This is a genomic window from Pseudocitrobacter faecalis, from assembly GCF_965231525.1.
In the GTDB taxonomy this organism is placed as follows: domain Bacteria; phylum Pseudomonadota; class Gammaproteobacteria; order Enterobacterales; family Enterobacteriaceae; genus Pseudocitrobacter; species Pseudocitrobacter faecalis.
The window spans coordinates 701,359-724,898 of record NZ_CBDDNJ010000002.1 but is presented as its reverse complement, the minus strand read 5'-3'; the positions used below and the strand labels follow the sequence as shown (position 1 = coordinate 724,898).

12 protein-coding genes are annotated in these 23,540 nt (G+C 55.5%); 7 read left to right on the top strand and 5 right to left on the bottom strand.

From position 1 onward, the window contains the following. Positions 1-22: 22 nt before the first annotated feature. On the bottom strand, positions 23-1,384 hold the full coding sequence (ffh, locus tag ACOXYR_RS04095) for a signal recognition particle protein (RefSeq protein ID WP_108477032.1): 1,362 nt from the start codon (positions 1,382-1,384) through the stop codon (positions 23-25). Positions 1,385-1,598: 214 nt separating this feature from the next. On the opposite strand from ffh, the gene ACOXYR_RS04090 reads away from it, so the two are divergent. Together ACOXYR_RS04090 and ACOXYR_RS04085 are read left to right on the top strand one after the other, a co-directional pair. Further along, positions 1,599-2,390: a cytochrome C assembly family protein gene (locus tag ACOXYR_RS04090; RefSeq protein WP_015963356.1), complete on the top strand. Its 792-nt coding sequence runs from the start codon at positions 1,599-1,601 to the stop codon at positions 2,388-2,390. A gap of 20 nt (positions 2,391-2,410) precedes the next feature. Next, positions 2,411-3,697, top strand: a complete 1,287-nt coding sequence (locus tag ACOXYR_RS04085) for an HlyC/CorC family transporter (protein WP_421356231.1) — start codon at positions 2,411-2,413, stop codon at positions 3,695-3,697. A gap of 153 nt (positions 3,698-3,850) precedes the next feature. Here ACOXYR_RS04085 and ACOXYR_RS04080 read toward each other — a convergent pair whose 3' ends face one another. Both ACOXYR_RS04080 and grpE read right to left on the bottom strand, forming a co-directional pair. Further along, positions 3,851-5,620 (bottom strand): sensor domain-containing diguanylate cyclase, encoded by a 1,770-nt coding sequence (locus tag ACOXYR_RS04080; RefSeq protein ID WP_421356232.1) that lies wholly within the window; start codon positions 5,618-5,620, stop codon positions 3,851-3,853. A gap of 133 nt (positions 5,621-5,753) precedes the next feature. Next, positions 5,754-6,347, bottom strand: coding sequence for a nucleotide exchange factor GrpE (gene grpE / locus ACOXYR_RS04075; RefSeq protein ID WP_146745493.1), 594 nt, complete (start codon positions 6,345-6,347; stop codon positions 5,754-5,756). Positions 6,348-6,469: 122 nt separating this feature from the next. Between grpE and nadK the strand changes: the two genes are divergently transcribed. From nadK to bamE, 3 genes are all read left to right on the top strand, one after another. Continuing rightward, positions 6,470-7,348: an NAD(+) kinase gene (gene nadK / locus ACOXYR_RS04070; RefSeq protein WP_113857594.1), complete on the top strand. Its 879-nt coding sequence runs from the start codon at positions 6,470-6,472 to the stop codon at positions 7,346-7,348. An 85-nt stretch (positions 7,349-7,433) separates the two neighbouring features. Next, a complete protein-coding gene (recN, locus tag ACOXYR_RS04065; RefSeq protein WP_189623989.1) occupies positions 7,434-9,095 on the top strand; it encodes a DNA repair protein RecN in 1,662 nt (553 codons plus the stop codon). A gap of 149 nt (positions 9,096-9,244) precedes the next feature. Further along, a complete protein-coding gene (gene bamE / locus ACOXYR_RS04060; RefSeq protein WP_015963350.1) occupies positions 9,245-9,586 on the top strand; it encodes an outer membrane protein assembly factor BamE in 342 nt (113 codons plus the stop codon). A gap of 64 nt (positions 9,587-9,650) precedes the next feature. Here bamE and ACOXYR_RS04055 read toward each other — a convergent pair whose 3' ends face one another. Together ACOXYR_RS04055 and ACOXYR_RS04050 are read right to left on the bottom strand one after the other, a co-directional pair. Then, the gene (locus ACOXYR_RS04055) at positions 9,651-9,944 is read right to left on the bottom strand and encodes an RnfH family protein (RefSeq protein ID WP_421356233.1); all 294 of its coding nucleotides are present in this window, start codon (positions 9,942-9,944) and stop codon (positions 9,651-9,653) included. Then, a complete protein-coding gene (locus ACOXYR_RS04050; RefSeq protein ID WP_015963348.1) occupies positions 9,934-10,371 on the bottom strand; it encodes a type II toxin-antitoxin system RatA family toxin in 438 nt (145 codons plus the stop codon). Before ACOXYR_RS04050 ends, ACOXYR_RS04055 begins: the two co-directional genes overlap by 11 nt. Before the next feature lie 149 nt (positions 10,372-10,520). Between ACOXYR_RS04050 and smpB the strand changes: the two genes are divergently transcribed. Next, entirely contained in the window at positions 10,521-11,003 is a 483-nt protein-coding gene (smpB, locus tag ACOXYR_RS04045; RefSeq protein WP_015963347.1) for an SsrA-binding protein SmpB, read from the top strand. Positions 11,004-11,825: 822 nt separating this feature from the next. After that, the gene (locus ACOXYR_RS04040; protein ID WP_421356234.1) at positions 11,826-23,525 is read left to right on the top strand and encodes a BapA/Bap/LapF family large adhesin; all 11,700 of its coding nucleotides are present in this window, start codon (positions 11,826-11,828) and stop codon (positions 23,523-23,525) included. Positions 23,526-23,540: the final 15 nt, after the last annotated feature.

Sequence of the window (23,540 nt, the reverse complement as noted above, 5' to 3'; positions counted from 1 at the left end):
AATGGCAAACAAGCCAGGCCGATTAGCGGCCTGGGAAGCCTGGGGGCATCATACCTTTCATCCCGCGCATCATCTTCGCCATGCCGCCCTTCTTCATTTTCTTCATCATGCGCTGCATGTCGTCGAACTGTTTCAGAAGGCGGTTGACGTCCTGAACCTGCATACCGCAACCAGCAGCAATACGGCGTTTACGGGAACCTTTAATGATTTCCGGCTTCGCGCGCTCTTTCAGGGTCATGGAGTTGATGATGGCTTCCATACGCACCAGCACTTTGTCATCCATCTGTGCTTTTACGTTGTCCGGGATCTGGCCCATACCTGGCAGCTTGCCCATCAGGCTGGCCATGCCGCCCATGTTTTTCATCTGGCGCAACTGCTCCAGGAAGTCAGTCAGGTCAAAGCCGTCGCCTTTTTTCAGCTTGGAGGCCAGTTTCTCAGCCTGCGCGCGGTCAACTTTGCTTTCGATATCTTCGATAAGCGACAACACATCGCCCATGCCGAGGATACGCGAAGCGATACGATCCGGGTGGAACGGCTCCAGCGCTTCGGTTTTTTCGCCGACGCCGAGGAATTTAATCGGTTTACCGGTGATGTGACGAATCGAGAGCGCCGCACCGCCACGGGCATCGCCGTCGACTTTGGTCAACACCACGCCAGTCAGCGGCAGCGCTTCGTTGAAGGCTTTCGCGGTATTCGCCGCATCCTGACCGGTCATGGCATCAACGACAAACAGGGTTTCTACCGGATTAATCGCGGCATGCACCTGTTTGATTTCGTCCATCATCGCTTCGTCTACGTGCAGACGACCGGCGGTATCCACCAGCAGTACGTCGTAGAATTTCAGCTTCGCTTCTTTCAGTGCCGCATTGACGATGTCGATAGGTTTTTGGCCGACATCGGACGGGAAGAAGTCCACACCAACCTGTTCAGCCAGCGTTTCCAGCTGTTTGATCGCCGCCGGGCGATACACGTCGGCAGAGACAACCAGCACTTTCTTCTTGTGTTTCTCGCGCAGGAATTTACCAAGCTTACCGACGCTGGTTGTTTTACCCGCCCCCTGCAAGCCCGCCATCAGCACCACGGCTGGCGGCTGTGCGGCCAGATTCAGCATCTGGTTCTCTTCGCCCATCGCCGAAACCAGTTCGTTGCGGACGATTTTGACGAATTCCTGACCCGGGGTCAGGCTTTTGTTAACTTCATGACCAACCGCTTTCTCTTTTACGCGGTTGATAAACTCACGCACCACCGGCAACGCGACGTCGGCTTCAAGCAGCGCCATGCGCACTTCGCGCAGCGTCTCTTTGACGTTGTCTTCGGTGAGGCGGCCACGCCCGCTGATGTTACGCAGCGTCCGTGACAAACGATCGGTTAAATTATCAAACATTGTCTCTCGCCTAAGGTGGAAACGGTTGGTCGCGGTGCGACACAAAAATAGAAATTTGCCGGAGTATAACACGACAGCGCCCGAGTTGTGATGCCGCGGTTTGCCTCAAAGCGCCCGATGTTTTGCACAACGCCCCGCACCTTGATACAACTTGAATGATTTTGCGTATATACTGCCCTTCTTACACTTTTATTGACGATTGCCGACACACTCTATGCCCGTTTTTGCCCTGCTCGCGCTTGTCGCCTACTCCATCAGCCTGGCGCTGATCATCCCCGGTTTGCTGCAAAAAAACAGCGGCTGGCGGCGTATGGCTATTCTTTCTGCCGTTATCGCGCTCGTCTGCCACGCTTTCGCGCTTGAAGCCCGTATCCTGCCTGGCGGCGAGAATGGCCAAAACCTGAGCCTGCTCAACGTCGGTTCGCTGGTCAGCTTGATGATTTGTACGGTGATGACGATTGTCGCCTCACGCAATCGCGGCTGGCTGCTGTTGCCGATTGTTTACGCTTTTGCATTGATTAATCTGGCTTTTGCGACGTTTGTTCCGAATGAATACATCACGCATCTGGAAGCCACGCCGGGCATGATGGTGCATATTGGCCTGTCGCTGTTCGCTTATGCGACGCTGATTATCGCGGCCCTCTACGCACTTCAACTAGCATGGATTGACTACCAGCTGAAAAACAAGAAGCTGGCTTTCAGCCACGAAATGCCGCCGCTAATGAGCATTGAACGTAAAATGTTTCATATCACGCAGGTGGGCGTGGTTCTGCTTACGCTTACCCTGTGCACTGGCCTGTTTTACATGCATAACCTCTTTAGCATGGAAAACATCGACAAAGCGGTGCTCTCAATCGTGGCCTGGTTTGTCTACATTGTGCTGCTATGGGGCCACTATCATGAAGGATGGCGTGGACGCCGCGTCGTGTGGTTTAACGTCGCTGGCGCAGGCATTCTGACCATGGCGTATTTTGGTAGCCGGGTCATTCAACAGCTTGTCGGCTAGACACAACTAAGGAACACCTTTTGGAACATATCTCCACCACCACACTGATCGTCACACTGATCATTATGGTGGTCATCTCCGCCTATTTCTCCGGTTCGGAGACTGGCATGATGACACTCAACCGCTATCGTCTGCGTCATCTTGCCAAACAGGGCAATCGCCAGGCGAAGCGCGTAGAAAAACTGCTGCGTAAGCCCGATCGCTTAATTAGCCTGGTCCTGATTGGCAATAACCTGGTCAACATTCTGGCCTCCGCGCTGGGCACCATCGTCGGGATGCGTCTTTATGGCGATGCGGGCGTAGCCATTGCGACCGGTGTTTTAACGTTCGTGGTGCTGGTGTTTGCTGAAGTCTTGCCGAAAACCATCGCCGCGCTTTACCCGGAAAAAGTGGCCTATCCCAGCAGTATCCTGCTCGCCCCGTTACAAATTCTGATGATGCCGCTGGTGTGGCTGCTCAATATGATCACCCGCCTGCTGATGCGCATGATGGGGATAAAAACTGACACTGTGATGAGCAGCTCGTTGAGCAAAGACGAACTGCGCACGCTGGTAAATGAATCGCGCTCGCAAATTTCGCGTCGCAATCAGGACATGCTGCTATCGGTGCTGGATCTCGAAAAAGTGAGCGTCGATGACATCATGGTGCCGCGCAATGAAATCGTCGGTATCGACATCAACGATGACTGGAAGTCGATTGTTCGTCAGCTCACCCACTCCCCGCATGGCCGTATCGTCCTGTACCGCGACTCGCTGGACGATGCCATCAGCATGCTGCGCGTCCGCGAAGCCTGGCGCTTAATGCAGGAGAAAAAAGAGTTCACCAAAGAAGTGATGCTGCGCGCCGCCGATGAAATTTACTATGTGCCGGAAGGCACGCCGCTCAGCATTCAGTTGGTAAAATTCCAGCGTAATAAAAAGAAGGTTGGTCTGGTAGTCGATGAATACGGCGATATTCAGGGACTGGTAACGGTTGAAGACATTCTCGAAGAGATTGTCGGCGACTTCACGACCTCGATGTCACCCACTCTGGCGGAAGAAGTGACGCCGCAGAATGACGGCTCGGTAATTATTGATGGCAGCGCCAACGTTCGTGAACTGAACAAAGCCTTTAACTGGCATATGCCGGAAGACGAAGCGCGTACGATTAACGGCATGATCCTCGAAGCGCTGGAAGAGATCCCGGCAGCAGGTACCCGCGTGCGCATTGGCCAGTACGATATTGATATTCTCGACGTACAGGACAACATGATTAAGCAGGTGAAAGTGATGCCGGTGAAACCCTTACGTGAAAGCGTGCAGTCCTGAAAATACCAAAAAGGCCTCTCGGGGCCGTATAGATGGCTGACAAAGTGCGCGTTGTTCTTGCCGGATGGGCGTAAACGCCTTATCCGACCTACAAAACATTGCAGAAACCTTGTAGGCCGGATAAGCGTATCGCATCAGGCGACTTTGCGCGTGTTATATCCACTTCTGCAGCCACGCTTCCAGCTCTATTGCCGTTTTAGGACGCGCAAAGAAATAGCCCTGCGCTTCATCGCACGCATAGTCACTGATAATCTGCGCGGTGGTTTCATCTTCCACCCCTTCCGCGAGCACCCGATAACCCAACTCCTTCAGCATACGAATCACGTTACGCACAATGACACGCCGTGAAGGCTCTTTGAGCAGATCGTCAATCAATGATTTATCCAGCTTGATCGTATCGAGCGGAATACGCAGCAGGTAATTGAGGTTGCTGTAACCCGCGCCAAAATCGTCCAGCGAGACAGAGAAACCTTTATGGCGCAGTAAGCGTAACTCTTCCAGCACCTGAGAGCTGGCCAGCAGCTTTTCTGTTTCCAGACACTCAACCCCCAGCATGCCATTATCCAGCCCGGCCTGCGCCATTTTATCGTGCAATCGTTGGGTAAAGCGATCGCGCGTCAGGTCCAGCACGCTGATATTGATCGAGGCGGGTAACGCGATACCTTTTTTCTCCCATTCAGCCAACTGGGCAATCGCATGATCAATCACCCAGTCAGTCAGTTCAACCATCAAACTGGTATTCTCAATCAGCGGCAAAAAGCTTCCGGGTGGAATGATCCCGCGATCCGGATGATTCCAGCGGATCAGTGCTTCCAGCGCCACCGGCTGCCCGGCAGGCAGGGACACCTTCGGTTGCCAGACCAGATAGAGCCCGCGATCTTTACGAATGGCTTCAGTCAGGTCGTTAAGCAGATAAAAATCTTCGTTACGACGGCAATCATCGTCCTGATTGTAAATCCCCCATCGCAGCCGGTTATGCCGGGCTTCGTATAGCGCACTCTCAGCCTGACGCAGAATTTCATGTCCGGAACAGATAGGCAACGTAATCGCCGTTTCGCCGACGTAAATCTTCAAATCAATGGTAACGGCATCAGAAAGATGCGCCTGCAGGGCCATGAGCTGCTGCTCACGCCGCTGACGGTCAGCAGGCGTCAGGGGTTTTGAATAGAGCGCAAAGCGCCCGGCGCTCAGCATATACAGCTTTTCACACTGCGAGAGTTGCAACACCCGCAGCAGCGCCTGGCTAATATCTCTCACCAGCGTATTCAACCGGCTGGTGCCCATCACGCGGGCAATGTCATCAGATTGCGTCACGCCAATACACTCGATCACCATCAGCGAGTTGCCGGGGCACTCTTCCGCGAACGTCTCATCCTGTAAATCATTAATCAGTTGATGCATGTTTGGCAGGCCGCTATTGAGATCGGTCAGCGCCACATCCAGCCACGACTCAATAAAGCTGGAAACCAGTTCGGCAATGAAGTTCAGCGAGGCCAGCTCGTCGCAGGTGAGATCGCGTGGAATCGTATCGACCACGCAATAGGTTCCCATTGTGCAGCCGTTTTTAAAAGTCAGCGGCATGCCCGCGTAAAAGCGCAACCCAGGGTCGCCCACCACCATCGGGTGGTCACAAAAACGGGCATCCAGCAGCGTATCAGGCACAATGACCGGTTTTAGGGTATCGACCACATATTGGCAAAACGTGAACTGTCGTGGCTTCGGTGCCATCGAAATCTGATGCGATACGATCACATTGCGTGTCTTGTCATCCAGCACAGAAATGTAACCCGCTGGCATATGGAAAAGTGATGTGGTGAGTTGCAAGAAATGACGAAGAACATCGTCACGAGTTTTATCCTGACGTACTAATACCCCCATTTCTTCGGGGGGAAGCGCCCGGGTCTTTACAGCCGACTCCAGCATAAATGTCCCTCTTCATGTGAGCCTGTGAAGAGGCAGTATAAAACGCCAGCAACGGTGGACAAATATCAGGCCTAAGCCATCTAAAGCAAAAAGCCCTCACGAGGAGGGCTTCTGGAACAGGGCGACTTTTCGGTTACGCTTTCGCTTTCGCAACGGAAACCATCGCGGCGCGAATAGTGCGGCCATTCAGCGTGTAGCCTTTCTGCATCACCATCAGTACATTACCCGGTGCGATGTCTTCAGACTCCACCATCGCAATCGCCTGGTGTACGTTCGGATCCATCGGCACGTCGATCGCGTCAACAACCTGAACGCCGAATTTACCCACCACGTCGAGCATGGATTTACGGGTCAGTTCGATACCTTCGATCATCGCCGCCATATCGGTGTTATCTTTGTCCGCCACTTCCAGCGCACGGTCGAGGCTATCCAGCACCGGCAGCAGTTCGTTGACGAATTTTTCCAGCGCAAATTTATGCGCTTTTTCGACGTCGAGTTCAGTACGGCGACGCAGGTTTTCCATTTCCGCTTTGATACGCAACACACCATCACGCTCACGCGTCTGGGATTCCGCTAACTGAGCTTCCAGATTCGCAATTTTTTCATCGCGCGGATCCACCTGCTCAGCAGACGCGTCAGACTCTACAGCTTCAACGTCATCATGCTGTTCCGTGATAATTTCTTCCGGGGCTTGCCCCTCAGGCGTTTTCTGTTCTTTACTGCTCATGAATTTCTCCGCGTTTTTTTCGCAATCATCTCGCTAACTTGGCTTATTATGGGGATAAGATTCCGCGTTTCAAGGGAAGCTCTCACATTGTCATCAATCTTCGGCACAAGGACCTTCAGAAAATGAACAATCATTTCAAGTGTATCGGTATCGTAGGGCACCCTCGCCATCCGACCGCGCTGACCACACATGAAATGCTCTATCGCTGGCTGAGCGCCAAAGGCTATGAAGTGATTGTTGAACGCCAGATTGCAAAAGAGCTGAAACTGGAAAACGTGCAAACCGGCACGCTGGCCGAAATTGGTCAAAAAGCCTGCCTTGCCGTGGTGGTCGGCGGCGATGGCAATATGCTGGGGGCGGCGCGCACCCTGGCCCGTTACGATATAAAAGTGATCGGTATAAACCGTGGCAATCTCGGTTTCCTTACCGACCTCGACCCGGACAACGCGCACCAGCAATTAGCCGACGTGCTGGAAGGCAATTACATCACCGAGAAGCGTTTTCTGCTGGAAGCGCAGGTTTGCCAGCAGGATTGCCAGAAGCGCATCAGCACCGCCATTAATGAGGTGGTTCTGCATCCCGGTAAAGTGGCGCATATGATTGAGTTCGAAGTGTATATTGATGAAACCTTCGCCTTCTCGCAGCGATCAGATGGCCTGATTATCTCGACGCCGACCGGTTCTACCGCCTACTCCCTTTCGGCAGGCGGCCCGATTCTGACGCCTTCACTGGATGCCATCACCCTGGTGCCCATGTTCCCGCACACGCTCTCAGCGCGTCCGTTGGTAATTAACAGCAGCAGCACCATTCGTCTGCGTTTCTCGCATCGTCGCAACGACCTGGAGATCAGCTGCGACAGCCAGATTGCCCTGCCGATTCAGGAAGGTGAAGATGTGTTAATTCGCCGAAGCGATTATCACCTCAATCTTATTCACCCAAAAGATTACAGCTATTTCAACACATTAAGCACTAAACTGGGCTGGTCAAAAAAATTGTTCTAAATTTACCAACAGCACTTTACTGTATAAAAAACCAGTTTATACTGTATGAAAACACAGTTATGGTTTTTCATACAGGAAAGCAGCTATGTTGGCACAACTGACCATCAGCAACTTTGCAATCGTTCGTGAACTTGAAATCGACTTTAACGGCGGCATGACGGCCATCACCGGTGAAACCGGGGCCGGTAAATCTATTGCTATCGATGCCCTCGGTCTGTGCCTCGGTGGCCGCGCGGAAGGCGATATGGTGCGCGCGGGTGCCAGCCGTGCCGACCTCTGCGCTCGCTTCGCCCTGAAAGACACGCCAGCCGCGCTGCGCTGGCTTGAAGAAAACCAGCTTGAAGATGGCCGCGAATGCCTGCTGCGCCGCGTTATCAGCAGTGACGGGCGCTCTCGTGGTTTTATCAACGGCACCGCCGTGCCACTCTCACAGCTCCGTGAATTGGGACAGTTGCTGATTCAAATCCATGGTCAGCACGCGCACCAGCTTCTGGTTAAACCCGAACATCAGAAAACCCTGCTCGACGGCTATACGGGCGAATCTACCCTTATCCGACAGATGGCTGAGCATTACCGTCTGTGGCATCAAAGCTGCCGGGATTTAGCACAGCATCAGCAACAAAGCCAGGAACGCGCCGCGCGCGCCGAACTGCTGCAATATCAGCTTAAAGAGCTTATCGAGTTCAACCCGCAGCCCGGCGAATATGAGCAAATAGACGAAGAGTACAAGCGTCTGGCGAACAGTGGGCAATTGCTCTCCACCAGCCAGCATGCACTGGCGCTGCTCGCCGACGGAGAAGACGCCAACCTGCTAAGCCAACTCTATACTGCTAAGCAGCTCACTACTGAGTTGGTCGGTATGGACAACAAACTCGCCAGCGTGCTCAATATGCTGGAAGAAGCGTCTATCCAGCTCAGCGAAGCCAGCGATGAACTGCGTCACTACTGCGACCGGCTCGATCTCGACCCGAATCGCCTGTATGAACTGGAACAACGCCTGTCGCGGCAAATCGCGCTGGCGCGTAAACACCATATTTCGCCCGAAGCGTTGCCCGACTTCTACCAGTCGCTGCTTGATGAACAACAACAGCTTGACGATCAAAGCGACTCACTGGAAACCCTGAAGCACGCGGTGGAACGCCATCACCAGTTGGCGCTGGAAACCGCGCGTCAGCTTCATACTTTGCGCCTCAACAGCGCACAGGAGCTTGCGGGGCTTATCACTGACAGCATGCATGCGCTCTCTATGCCGCACGGCGTCTTCACCATTGACGTCAGCTTTGAAGAACAGCACCTCACGGCAGACGGCGCAGACCGCATTGAATTTCGCGTCACCACCAACCCAGGCCAACCGCTCCAGCCCATTGCGAAAGTGGCCTCTGGTGGCGAACTGTCGCGTATTGCGCTGGCAATCCAGGTAATCACCGCGCGTAAAATGGAAACCCCGGCGCTTATCTTCGATGAAGTGGATGTGGGGATCAGCGGCCCGACCGCCGCTGTTGTCGGGCGCTTGCTCCGTCAGCTTGGCGAATCAACGCAGGTTATGTGTGTCACTCACCTGCCGCAGGTGGCCGGTTGTGGTCATCATCACTTCTTTGTCAGCAAAGAAACCGACGGTGAAATGACCGAAACGCACATGCAGGTGCTGGATAAACGCGCGCGCTTGCAGGAGCTGGCGCGTCTGCTTGGCGGCAGCGAAGTCACACGAAACACGCTGGCAAACGCGAAAGAGTTGCTGGCAGCGTAAACTTTTTCGCATCCCCGGAGTCTGAGTTCACAATAAAAACGCCGTGTGACCTGACAGCAAAAGGTTTTAAACTGACGTCATGTCTATTATCATCGGCATATTACATATGAGCCGCGTACTGCTCGGGCCCGAAAAGGAATGAAATCACTATGCGCTGTAAAACGCTGACTGCTGCCGCAGCGGTTCTTCTGATGTTGACCGCAGGCTGTTCCACTCTGGAGCGAGTGGTTTACCGTCCTGACATCAATCAGGGAAACTATCTGGCACCTAACGATATTTCAAAAATCCGCATCGGCATGACCCAACAACAGGTCGCTTATGCATTAGGTACCCCGATGATGTCCGATCCGTTCGGCACGAATACCTGGTTCTACGTGTTCCGCCAACAGCCGGGTCATGAAAAAGTGACGCAGCAAACGCTGACGCTCACCTTCAACAGCAGCGGTGTGCTGACCAACATCGACAACAAACCTGCACTGACCGGCGAGTAAGTCCAGGCAATAAAAAAAGCGCTCAAAGAGCGCTTTTTTTGTTTCTGGCGGCTGAAGAGTGACATCAGTCTTTCCCGGCTGACTTCTCCGCACGCTGGCGACGCAGCTCTTTCGGGTCGGCAATCAGCGGACGATAAATCTCGACCCGGTCGCCATCCTGCACCACGTCCTGTAACTTCACCGGGCGGCTGTAGATACCAACTTTATTCTTCGCAAGATCGATATCGTCACGCAACGCCAGAATACCGCTTGCCAGAATGGCTTGCTCGACGGTCGCGCCCTCTTCCAGCGTCACACGTTGCAAATACTGTTTTTGCGGCAGCGCGTAGGCCACTTCAACCACAACCTTACCCGGCACTGTAAACCTCTCTGGCGCGCATCGTGAATGCCTGAACCATGTTCAGCGCCAGCTCTTTGAAGATGCGTCCAAAGGCCATCTCAATCAATTTATTGGTAAATTCGAAATCAAGATGGAACTCGATTTTACAGGCATCCTGACTGAGCGGGATGAACTTCCAGCCGCCAATCAGTTTCTTAAATGGCCCATCCACCAGCTGCATCAAAATGCTCTGGTTGCTGGTAAGGATATTCCTCGTCGTGAACGTCTTGCTGATACCGGCCTTCGACACGTCCACCGCCGCCGTCATTTGCGTCGGGCCCGACTCCAGCACGCGACTTCCGGTGCAGCCAGGCAGGAAATCAGGATAAGCATTAACGTCGTTGACGAGGGTATACATTTGCTCCGCGCTATAGGGTACCAGCGCAGTACGGCTAATCTGAGGCATAGCAATTTCCATGTTCGAACACGGGCTAAATAGTATCATTTATCTACGGTTAAAAAAAACGTTCCGCGGCAACTCGTGCTAAGATAGCGCATTGCGCCTCGCGGGAGCTTGAGGCAGATGTGTACGAACTGCGATGACTTCAGGATATTATGACTAAGAAAAAAGCACACAAACCTGGATCGGCCACCATTGCGCTGAACAAACGCGCCCGCCACGATTACTTTATCGAAGAAGAGTACGAAGCGGGCCTCGCGCTGCAGGGCTGGGAAGTAAAATCCCTGCGTGCCGGTAAAGCCAACATTGGCGATAGCTACGTGATCCTGAAAGATGGCGAAGCCTACCTCTTCGGCGCAAACTTCACGCCGCTGACGGTCGCGTCATCCCACTACGTTTGCGACCCAACCCGTACCCGCAAACTGTTACTGAATCAGCGTGAGCTGGATACCCTCATTGGCCAGATCAACCGTGACGGTTATACGGTTGTTGCCCTCTCACTGTACTGGAAGAACGCCTGGTGCAAAGTCAAAATCGGTGTGGCAAAAGGTAAGCAGCAACACGATAAGCGTAACGATGTGAAAGATCGTGAGTGGAAGCTGGATAAAGCGCGCATCATGAAAAACGCCGGGCGCTAAAAGGTTATGCACCCGTATCCTGAAGAGGTACGGGTGTTCTTCAAAGACTCGTCCCGCCTTTGTTATTCCCTCATAAGAACCCTGAAACCCTCATGTTAGAGAATATATTCTTTTCCTTATTTCTCAGTAATGAATAATTCATGACTTAATTTCATAATATGTTTTATGCCCTTAGACACACCCCACAAATTAAAAATAATTACGCGCAGGCATCAATTACGCGCGCGATCACGAATATATCATATATTTTCATCATGATTTTCAGTTAATAAATAATGAAAAATGCCTGAAATATGAATTCAGACATTTCCTAAAACGCCCCTTTCCTCCCTTTTTTTACACCATATTCCCGTGACTTACCTAAAATCATTAACCGTCCCCCCCTCGTCTGGGTAAATATAAAAACATACAAATTCATGGTGTTAAAAAATGGTACCTCTGCTTTCTACATTAATACCCCCACCAACAAGAGCGCTATTAACCCTGCATAAATTGCTGGTTTAACTGATAATTAGCATGCTTGCGATTCCTCGCCTGTTTGCGATTTATCTTATATCTGGCTATATCAACAACAGTGCTTCAACGTTTAAATGATAATTTAGAGCAAGGAATTAAATTTCAGAGAGAAATTATTTAACTATTCGCCAGTCAATATTTTAAGAATATTCCTAATCACTATTTCGATAGTGGGCGCTACCGCTTTGCCTGAATTTCTGGCGAGTTGAATATCATAACAAATATGCCGGCGTAAAAGTCCTGAGCTGCTGAATAACCGAATATCGCCATTGCGATCAACCTGTTCACCTCGAATGGAGTGACACCATGCGTTCTGTATCGATTATTTCGAAAATGACTACCGTCGCCACCACGGCTGAAACCGACAGCGTGACGTTGAATGCCCCATCAATTGTCAAAATTAAGGTCGATCGCGCCGATATCGCCTCGATGCAGCGTACCAATCAGGATTTGGTTATCACCCTGAAAGATGGGGAAACCGTAACGGTAAAAAACTTTTACGCCACTTCAGCTTTAGGGCAGAGCCAACTAGTACTGGAAGATGCGAACGGCGCGCTCTGGTGGGTGCAGGACACGGACGGTGCATTCCACTTCCAGCAAATCAGCAGCATTGATGAACTGCTGGTTGCCGGAGAAGCCAGCAACGAAAGTGGCGGTGCCGCCTGGGCGTGGATTCTGGGCGGAGCCGCGGCGGCGGCCGGAATTGGTATCGCCGCATCCAACAGTAACGGCAGTGGTAGCCATGATCATGATGATGGCGGCAATGGCGGAACCGATCCGGGAAATCCGCAACCGCCCGTAGATACCACCCCGCCCAACGCGCCAACCAATCTTGCCATTTCACCGGATGGTAAAACAGTCACCGGCAGCGCGGAACCTGGCAGCACCATTATCATTCGCGATCCTGACGGCAACATTATCGGTACCGGGAAAACCGGCGATGACGGCAAATTCACCGTCGGCCTCGATAAGCCGCAGTCTAACGGTGAACACCTGACCGTTGAGGCAAAAGATCCGTCTAATAACACCGGGCCGTCCACGCCAATCACCGCGCCAGATACTACGCCGCCTGATGCGCCAACCGATGTTACCGTATCAAACGATGGTAAAACCGTCACCGGGAATGCCGAGCCCGGCAGCACCGTCACCATCCGCGACCCCAATGGTAATGTTATTGGCACCGGCACCGCCGGCAGCGATGGGAAATTTACCGTCGACCTGAACAAACCGCAGACCAACGGCGAGCAACTGACAGCGGAAGCGAAAGATCCCGCCGGAAATACCAGCCCCACCACCAGCGTCACCGCGCATGATACTACCGCGCCGGGCGCGCCGAGCGACCTGAATATTAACGCTGAAGGCACAACGCTTACCGGGAAAGCGGAAGCCGGCAGTACGGTAAAAATCACCGACAGCGAAGGCAATGTGCTGGGCACCGGAAAAGCCGACGGGAACGGCAACTTCACGATTACCCTGACTTCGCCGCAAACCGATGGCGAGCGTCTCTCGGTAACGGCAACCGATGCCGCAGGAAACCAAAGTTCGCCTTCGAATATTACCGCCCCCACTGTGGTTGAAGAAGCCATTAACCTGCTACGCAGCGTGGTCGATGACGTGGGTTCCATCACCGGGGCACTCACATCCGGGCAGAGCACCGATGATTCCCGTCCGACCTTCAGTGGACGCGGCACGGCCGGCACAACCATCAATATTTTCGATAACGGCGTAAAAATCGGCTCCGTACAGGTTGGCAGCGACGGCAACTGGAGCTACACCCCAACAACGCCGCTGAAGGATGGCAACCACTCCATCGTGGCGACCGGGGCGTCTGCGCCTGACAGTTCCGTTACCGGTTTTGGGTTTACCGTCGATACCATTAAGCCTGCCGCACCGACCGATCTGGTCACCGCCGCCGATGGCGCATCCATTAGCGGGAAAGCGGAAGCGGGAAGTACAGTGGTCATTAAAGACGCCGATGGAACGATTATCGGGAGGGGCACCGCAGGCAGCAACGGCAGCTTTACGATCGCACTCAACCCGGCGCAAATCACCGGCGAGCAGCTTAGCGCAACGGCAGCAGACAAAGCAGGTAACGTTAGCGATCCGGCAACCGCCCTTTCGCCCGATAAAACTGCACCCAATGAGCCAACCATTGCCGAAGTTTTTGATAATCAGGGTTCCATCACCGGTGCAATCACCAGTGGTCAATCAACGGATGACACCTCGCCGACTTTCCAGGGCAGAGCGGAACCCAACAGCACCATCACCATTTATGGTAATAACAGCGTTCTCGGGACCGTCAAAGCGGATGGCTCGGGCAACTGGAGCTTTACGCCTGACACCCCGTTAACGGATGGCAACTGGGTGATTAATACCACGGCAAAAGATGCCGCAGGAAATATCAGCGGCAAATCACCGGATTTCATCATCAAAGTCGATACCACACCGCCTGACGCCCCGACATACTCCTCAGTGACGGGTAATGACGTCAACGTCGCAAACGGCGGGGTCACCAACGATTCAACGCCAACCATTAGCGGGCGAGCAGAAGCCGGAAGCACGGTGACGCTGTGGGCGACGCTTAACGGCGATCGCATTGAACTCGGCACCGTGAAAGCCGACGCCCAGGGCAACTGGACATTGACAGTCAGCACACCGCTGGCCGAAGGCGTCTACACCCTGACCGCCACCGCAACGGACAGCGCGGGCAACGTCAGCGTTGAAGCCGGGCAACAAACCTTCACCATCGATTTGAGCGCCCCGAATGCGCCAACCGGATTAATTATTTCCGAAGATGGCAGCACGGTCACCGGTAGTGCAGAAGCCAACAGCACGGTCACCATCAAAGATGCGAACGGCAATATTCTTGGATCAGATACCGCGGATGGCGAGGGCAATTTCAGCATCACGCTGACCCCCGTGCAGAATAATAACCAGATCCTTTCCGTCACCGCCACCGACAGCGCCGGTAATATCAGCCAGCCGAGCGGTATTCAGGCACCCGACCTGATTGCCCCGGATGCGCCCGGTAACCTGCTGGTATCCGGGGATGGCACAAAAGTGACCGGTACGGCAGAACCCGGCAGCACCGTCGCCATTACCGACGCTAACGGCAACTCGCTGGGCAACGCCACCGCCGGCACCGATGGTAAATTCGAAGTGGTTCTGACCACGCCGCAAAAAAATGGCGAGCAGTTGACGGCAATCGCCACCGATAACGCCGGGAACGACAGCGATAGCGCGACGGTCGATGCGCCTGATATCACTGCGCCATCAATTCCGGTCTTCGGCGATGTCATCGATGATGTGCCAGAAGGTGAAGGCGTGCTCACCAGCGGGCAAACCACGAACGATCCGCGCCCAACCTTTAACGGCGAAACGGAAGCAAACGCGACGATCAGCATCTACGACAATGGCGTCAAAATTGGCGAAGCTGTGGCTAACGATCAGGGCGTATGGACTTTCACACCAGAGAGCGATCTGAGCCCGGGTAGCCATACCTTCACCCTGACATCCACCGATGAAAGCGGCAACACCAGCGACAAATCGGGCTCCTTCAATATCATCGTTGATACTGCCGCGCCAACTCTGCCGGTTATCACGCACCTGACAGACGATCAAACTCCGAACACGGGCTTTGTGAACAACGGGCAATCCACCAACGATGATTTACCGCAGATTAACGGGACGGGCGCGGTCGGCTCGACGATCTCTGTTTTCGAAGGCAATAATCTGCTGGGCACTGCCGTTGTCGATACCAATGGCACCTGGACTTTACAGCTGACCGAGCCGCTGGGCGAAGGCCCGCATAACCTGACCCTGAGCGCAACAAATGCCGCCGGGAATACGATTGCAAACGACACGCCATTCACTTTTACCGTCGATACCGAAGCACCGGATGCGCCGAGCATTATTCTGGTCACCGACGATGTTGGAACCTATCAGGGCGAACTGAAAAGCGGTGACACCACCGATGACCGTCGTCCCACCTTCTCCGGTACGGCGGAGCCCAATACGCAGGTCAAAATCTATGATGGCCAGACGCTGCTCGGCACGGCAACGGTGGGCAGCAACGGTGAATGGTCTCTGACGCCAACCCTCCCATTAGCAGAGGGTGAGCATGATCTGCGCTTTGTGACCGTGGATGGCGCAGGCAACGTTGGGGTTGAAACACCGTTTACCTTAACGGTCGATACCAGCGCCGCCGTCGCCCCGGCCATTACTTCCATTGCCGATGATTTCGGTCTGTATAAGGGCAATCTGGCTAATAATCAGGTGACCGATGACACTCTGCCGACGCTGAACGGCACGGGTGAGGAAGGGGCGACTATCACCATCTACGACAATGGTCAGGAGATTGGCACCGCTACGGTAGAAGGCGGTGTCTGGAACTTTACCCCTGATACGGCACTGGAAGGCGGGGAGCATATCTTCACCGTAACCTCCACCAACGCCGCGGGTAACGTCAGCCCGGCCTCTCCGCCGTTCACCATCAACATTGATGTGGACGCCCCCACAAAACCGGCGATTGGCGAAGTTACCGATAGCGTTGATGAAAACACTGGCCCGCTGGCCTCTGGCGATGAGACCAACGATCCTCTGCCCACGGTGAGCGGCACCGGCAACGAAGGCGACACCATCACTCTCTACAATGGCAACACGGTGCTGGGTACGACGGTTGTGGGCGAAGATGGCCGCTGGAGCCTGACGCCGGATAACCCGTTGACGGAGGGAACCTACCAACTGCACGTGACGGCGACCGATCCGGCAGGTAACGTCAGCGATCCGTCGGAGGCGTTTGAAATCCGGGTCGATCTCTCCGCACCTGCAGATCCTGTGCTGGTCAGCGTGGAAGATAACACCAACACCACTCCCGTTCCGATAGATAGCGGCGATCGCACCGTGGATTCCACACCGCTGCTGACCGGCACCGCTGAGGGGAATACGCTGATTACCATTCTGGTGGATGGCGTGGCGGTGGGTACCACCACGTCCGATGCCAACGGCGACTGGACCTTTACACCGCCGACGGCGCTCACCGATGGACCACACACCATCACCCTTACCGCGACGGACTCTGCGGGTAACACCACCCAGCCAGTCGGTAACTTCACATTAACGGTTGATACGACCGGCCCGGATCTGCCGGTTATTAACAGCATTACCGATAACGTAGGCGGCATTACCGATCCATTAGATGACGGCAGCCTGACGGATGACAATAAGCCGACCTTCACCGGCACCGCCGAAGCGAATGGTCTGGTAATCATTTACGCCAACGGCGTAGAAATTGGCCGCGCGGAAGTCAGCGGCACGGGGCAATGGACCTTTACCCCGGCGGATGAAAACCCCCTCCCCGATGGCGATAACGTTATCACCTTCCAGGCCGTCGACGACCTGGGCAATGTCGGCCCGGAATCCGATGGCATTACCCTGCGCGTAGATACCGATGCGCCGGATGCGCCCACCAACATTCAGCTTGGCAACGATGGCGGTACCATTACGGGGCAGGCCGAGCCGAACAGTACGGTTATTATTCTTAACGATGCTGGCACCGAAATTGGCCGCACAACCACCACCGGGCTGGGTTACTTCCAGACGACCCTCAACCCTGTTCCTGCGGAAGGAAGCCAGATCAGCGTCACCGCACAGGATGAAGCGGGGAATATCAGTCCCCCCGCGCAAATTAGCGTCGTGCCGCCGACCGAGCCGGCTGTACCTATCATCATTAACATTGAAGATAACGTTGGCCCACAACAAGGCTCACTCAACAGTGGCGACAGCACCGATGACCCGGCTCCGGTGATCACCGGTACCGCCGCGGTAGGTTCTATTGTATTTGTCACGATTGATGGTGTGCAATCTGGCCCCATCGAGACGGATGGAACAGGTGCATGGACTTTTACCCCCAACCCAGCAATGACCGAAGGCACGCACACCATTTCCGCCCATGCAGAAATCGGCGGTCAGCTTAGTGCGGAATCCTCGGTGATCACCCTCATCGTTGATGTCACACCGCCTGCGGTCGCCACTATCACCAGCGTCACCGACGATGTCGGCACCGTCACCGGGCCGGTACTGAGCGGGGGCGCAACGGATGATACCCAGCCAACCCTGCGCGGTACGGCAGCAGGTAGCGCCCGTGTCGATATCTACAATGGCGATGATTTGATTGGCTCAGCCACCGTCAACGCCCAGGGTAACTGGGTCTTCACGCCGGGCTCTGCGTTGGGTAACGGCACATACACCTTCACCGCCGTCGCCGTCGATGCCGCAGGTAACACCGCCGCGGAGTCCAACACCTGGGCCGTTACCATTGATACCACCACGCCAACAGCGCCAACGCTGAACACCGTGCTGGATAACGTTGGCACGGTTACCGGTGAACTCAGCAGCAACGACCGCACCGACGACACACAGCCTGCCCTGAGTGGCACGGCGGCAACGGGATCGGTCATTATCATTTATGATAATAACGTCGAAATTGGCCGTACAACCGCAGTAAATGGCGCATGGAGTTTCACGCCAACGACGCCGCTGGCTGAAGGCAGCCACAGCCTGACGCTGACCGCCACCAATGGGGCGGGCAACACCAGCGCGCCGAGCAATCCGTTTGTGCTGGTCGTGGATACCGTCGCGCCAAACCGTCCGGTGCTGACGGGGGTGACCGATGATGAGGGGCCGGTGACGGGGCCTCTGCTGAACAATCAGGCCACCAACGATACTCAGCCAACCTTCAGCGGCACCGCGGAAGCGGGCTCTACGGTGACGATATTTGACAATGGTGTCGAGGTGGACACCGTTCTGGTTCCGTCATCCGGAAACTGGAGCTGGACACCGACGGATCCACTCTCGGAAGGCCCACATGCCATTACATTAACCACCACCGATGTCGCCGGGAACAGCAGCACTCCCACCGCGCCGTTTACCGTCGTGGTCGATACGGCGGCACCGGCTGCGCCATCCGCCATCACCGCTCAGGACAGCGTTGATCCGACCACCGGGCCAATCACCGAAGGCCAGCAAACCAATGAAAACCGCCCTACCCTGAGCGGCACCGTGGAGCCCAATGCCACGGTACAGATTCTGGATAACGGCAACGTCATCGGTAGCGTGAAAGCCAACGCCTCGGGTAACTGGAGCTTTACCCCCACCAGCGATCTTGCGGATGGCAACCATCAGTTGACCGTCACCGCCACCGACAGCGCCGGAAACGTGAGCGCTCCGTCGCCCGCACTTAACTTTGTCGTCGATACCGCTGGGCCTGCCGCACCGATTATTGTTGATGCGACGGATAACGTCGGCAGCATTACCGCCCCACTGGTCAGCGGCAATACCACCGATGACAACACCCCGACGCTGAACGGAACGACGGACGCCTTCGCCACGGTCGCGGTACTGGATAACGGTATACAAATTGGCACTGCTGTCGCCGACGAAAACGGCAACTGGTCCTTCACGCCGCAAACGCCATTAGGTAACGGCAGCCACGCCTTCACCACCGTCGCCACCGATCTGGCGGGCAACGTCGGAGCGACATCGCCAGCCTTTACGCTGATTGTCGATACCGCCCCGCCAGCCGCTCCCGTTATCGTTCAGGCGGCGGATAACGCCGGCACCGTTCAGTCGCCGCTGTTATCCAATCAGTCGACCGACGACACGACCCCGACCCTGAGCGGTACCGGGGAAGCTGGCGCGACTATCACCATTCGTGACAACGGTAACGTTATAGGCACCGCCGTGGTGGGCAGCAACAACAGCTGGACCTTCACGCCGGATCCGGCGTTGACGGAAGGCAACCATATCTTTACCGCCACGGCGACAGACGCCGCAGGCAACACCGGCCCGGCGTCGGGCAACTTTGTGCTGAACGTCGACCTTACGCCCCCTGCTGCACCAGCCATTACCGCTGCGGCGGATGATGTCGGCACGGTAACCGGGCCATTAACCAACGGCCAGGTCACCGACGACGCGCGTCCGACATTAAGCGGAACCGGTGAAGCGGGTGCGACAATCACCGTCTATGACAACGGCACGCTGCTCGGCACGACAACCGTCGGAAGCGGTGGCACCTGGACGTTCACGCCGCCACGCGATTTAACCACCGGTTCACACGATCTCACGGCCACCGCAACCGATCCGGCAGGAAATACCGGAGCCGCCTCTGGCGCGTGGAATGTGAAGATCGATACCACCGCGCCGAACGCGCCTGTTATCTCAACCGTCACGGATAATCAGGGCGCTGTTACAGGAAGCGTTGGAATTGGGCAAGCCACCGATGACACCACGCCGACGCTCAGCGGCACCGCAGAAGCTAACTCGACCATTAGCATCTTCGATAATGGCGTAGTGATTGGCACCGCTCAGGCCGATGGTGCGGGCAACTGGAGCTTTACCACACCGACATTAACGGAGGGCACGCATACCTTCACCGCCAGAGCGACCGATGCGGTAGGCAATACCAGCGCCGCCTCGACGGTCACGACCGTGAATGTTGACCTCACGCCGCCTGCGGCGCCTACCGATTTGGTTGTTAACGGTACCGGTACGCAAGTATCCGGCCATGCGGAAGCGGGCAGCACCGTGACGATACTGAGCTCCACCGGCACCGTGCTGGGCACTGGCGTTGCCGACGGGCTTGGCAACTTTACCGCCACCCTTACCCCAAGCCAGACCAACGGTCAGACGTTGCAGGCTTATGCAACCGACGTCGCGGGTAACCAGGGTCTGCCGGCAAACGTCACCGCACCGTTCACCGGCCTGCCCGCCACACCAGTCATCACCACCATTTTTGATGACGTCGGCACGATTCAGGGGAACGTAGGGAACAACCAGAGTACGAACGATAGCCGTCCGGATATCAGCGGCACCGCGCAGGCGCGTTCGACCGTTAACATCTACAACAACGGCGTACTGCTGGCGACCGTGGTCGCTAATGACGCTGGCGTATGGAGTTACACGCCAACCACGCCGCTGACGGAGGGGCTGCACGCCATCACCGCCACGGCAACCAACCCGAATGGCACCAGCAGCCCGTCAACCGCCATCAATATTACGGTGGATACTGTCGCGCCGACCGCACCAACGGCGACCATCAGCGCTGATGGCTTTACGGTCAGCGGCACGGCGGAAGCCAACAGCACCGTGAGCGTCACCGTACCGGGCCAGGCGACGCCGCTAACCGTCACAACGGATGCGAACGGTAACTGGATGCTTGGCCTGCCAACGCGCTTAATCAATGGCGAGCAGGTGACGGCTATTGCCACCGATGCCGCAGGCAACAGCTCAACGCAGGGTCTGGCGACGGCGCCAACGCTGCCTGTGGCCGCCAGCGATAACGTGGTGAATCTGGAACTGAACACCACCGCGACGGTAACCAGCGAAGAACACAGCGATTACGGCCTCCTGCTGGTGGGGGCGCTGGGTAACGTGGCGTCAGTTCTGGGTGATGATACCGCGCAGGTGACATTCAATATCGACGCTGGCGGAAGCGGTAGCGCCGTGATTGAAGCGGCGGCGACCGGGGCTGTACTGTCGCTGCTGAACTCGCTTGAAATCGCCGTTCAGAAATATGATACCGACCTGCAGGCCTGGGTTACCATCATTGATACCTCTTTGCCGCAGTTCGCCAACCTGCTGACGCTGGGTGCCTCTGGTGTACGTCTGGCGCTGGACAATCTTGATGGCGGCCAATATCGCGTTATCAGCTATAACACCAGCCTGCTGGCGGTAGGGTCTTACACCAGCCTGGATGTGTCGCTGGTGAAAACCAGTGCGGGTACGGTAACTGCCGGAGCCACTGAAAATGGCAACGTCATCACCGATGTCGACCCAAACAACGGCGGCGATGTCGCCCCGGCAGGCACACAGGTCACCTCCATCACTAACGCCAATAACGTGACGACGGTGGTGGGTGCGGGCGGCGCAGATATCGCAGGTAAATACGGCACCCTGCATATCAACCAGGACGGTAGCTATACCTACACGCTGACCAACAACAGCGTGTCCGTCGTCGGGCGTTCAGAAAGCTTCGTCTATACCATTACCCAGGGGGCGAATAGCTCCTCGGCCAACCTGGTTATCACGCTGGGCTCTACTGTACCGCCAAGTTCAGTTACCGCCGCGGATGACACTGCCAGCCTGCAATTTGACACCTCGGTTGCCGCGATAAACAACGGCCCAAGTTCCACCACCGGCTTTACGCTCGTTGGGCTGAATCTGGGGAACGTGATTGACGTCGGCCTGCTGAACAACATGCAGAACCCGATTATCTACAATGTGGATGCAGGTACCACGCGTACGCTCTCACTGGGCGCAAGCGTCGGCGGGGTAGCGGTTGGCGCGGTCTTTGACCTGTATGTCTATCGCTATAACCCGGCAACCGGAAATTACGAGCAATATCGCCACGTTCCGAGCTGGGTACAGGCGGCGTTGCTGGGCGGCTCGACGGCTGAGGATCTGGTTATAACCCTGCCGGATGGTAAGTATCTGTTTGCACTGAATACGGTTTCCGGCCTGACCGTGGCAACCGGTTTTACGCTGAGCGTCAACGCCGACCACACCTACAGCGTGAAGAGCGCGGGAGCCAGCACAACTGGCGACGTGCTGGATAATGATGCCGGTGCGGCAAACGGTCATGTCACCGAGGTGAACGGCGTGGCAGTGGCGGCAAATGGCACCACCACGATTAATGGCCTGTACGGCACTCTGACCATTGATGCGCAGGGGCATTACACCTACACCCTGAAATCCGGCCTTGGTGCCGACAGCATCAAAACACCGGACACCTTCGTATATACGGTAACCGCGGCGAATGGCGACACCAGCACAGCGTCGCTAAACGTACAGCCGACCGCGAAACCGGTCGATGCCGTGAATGACACCAGCAGCACGATGGCGCTGGCAACCAACCAGGTTACAAGCAGCTATACGGACACGAGCGTTGGTTCTGCCACCATTGCGCAAGGTAGCCGGAGTGCAACGGGGAGTGGCACCTTTGATGTGGCTGATGGGACGGCATTGAAGGCCATCTCCGTAACCTTTAATACCTCCGCGTCCGGATTAGCCGGGGTTGGTGGGTTGAGTGTGGCGTGGTCGATTCTGGAAAACGGTCAAACCGTCTATACCGGTACAACGCTGCCTTCCGGAACGTTCGGCTTACTGAATGGTTCCAGAACGGTGACCCTCAGTGGGTTTGAACTGGATGCCGGCACGTATACCCTTGCCATCACCACCAATTTGACCAGTACCCAACTGGGTACCGTCAGCGTTACCCCTGTGGTGAACGCAACCTCGTACGATCTGGATAACTTCCTGATCAACAACAACGCCCACACGGTGACCGGCAACATCTACAACGGCCACGACTCCGCAGGTGCCGTCGATCAGATTGCTTCCGCGCAAACCGTGCTGACGGTCAGCGGGAACAACAGCACGCAGACCCTCAACCCGACGGTTGACAGCAACGGTGCGGCAACGGTTCAGGGCACCTACGGCTCGCTGCGCATCGCCATCGACGGTTCGTACACCTATACCCTGAAAGCGGGTCTGCACCCCGGCGACATCACCACGAAGGAGACCTTCACCTACACCCTTAACGATCAAAAAGGCCATACGGATAGCGCGACCTTAACCATCAACATGAACCCGCAGTTCACCAGCACGTCGCAGTCAGATGTGATCCACGGCTCGGCCTACGGTGACACTTTAATTTATGACCTGCTGAATAATGCCGATAACAGAGGAGGCAACGGGGCCGATCGCTGGGATAACTTCTCGCTCGCTCAGGGCGACAAAATTGATATTGGCGACCTGCTGGTCGGCTGGAACGGTCAGGAGTCGTCGCTCGGCAATTACCTGAGCGTGACCACCAGCGGCGGCAACACGGTGATTTCCATCGACCGTGATGGCACCGGCACCGCCCATAGTTCAGCCACGTTAATCACTCTGGAGAACGTACAAACCACACTGAATGAACTGATCGAACAGAACCACATTGTGACCTGATAGTTAACAAAACCC

Excerpts from the sequence above, each read along its gene's own strand:
- ffh (WP_108477032.1), bottom strand. The coding sequence starts at position 1,384 with ATGTTTGATAATTTAACCGATCGTTTGTCACGGACGCTGCGTAACATC.
- ACOXYR_RS04090 (WP_015963356.1), top strand. The coding sequence starts at position 1,599 with ATGCCCGTTTTTGCCCTGCTCGCGCTTGTCGCCTACTCCATCAGCCTG.
- ACOXYR_RS04080 (WP_421356232.1), bottom strand. The coding sequence starts at position 5,620 with ATGCTGGAGTCGGCTGTAAAGACCCGGGCGCTTCCCCCCGAAGAAATG.
- grpE (WP_146745493.1), bottom strand. The coding sequence starts at position 6,347 with ATGAGCAGTAAAGAACAGAAAACGCCTGAGGGGCAAGCCCCGGAAGAA.
- nadK (WP_113857594.1), top strand. The coding sequence starts at position 6,470 with ATGAACAATCATTTCAAGTGTATCGGTATCGTAGGGCACCCTCGCCAT.
- recN (WP_189623989.1), top strand. The coding sequence starts at position 7,434 with ATGTTGGCACAACTGACCATCAGCAACTTTGCAATCGTTCGTGAACTT.
- bamE (WP_015963350.1), top strand. The coding sequence starts at position 9,245 with ATGCGCTGTAAAACGCTGACTGCTGCCGCAGCGGTTCTTCTGATGTTG.
- ACOXYR_RS04050 (WP_015963348.1), bottom strand. The coding sequence starts at position 10,371 with ATGCCTCAGATTAGCCGTACTGCGCTGGTACCCTATAGCGCGGAGCAA.
- smpB (WP_015963347.1), top strand. The coding sequence starts at position 10,521 with ATGACTAAGAAAAAAGCACACAAACCTGGATCGGCCACCATTGCGCTG.
- ACOXYR_RS04040 (WP_421356234.1), top strand. The coding sequence starts at position 11,826 with ATGCGTTCTGTATCGATTATTTCGAAAATGACTACCGTCGCCACCACG.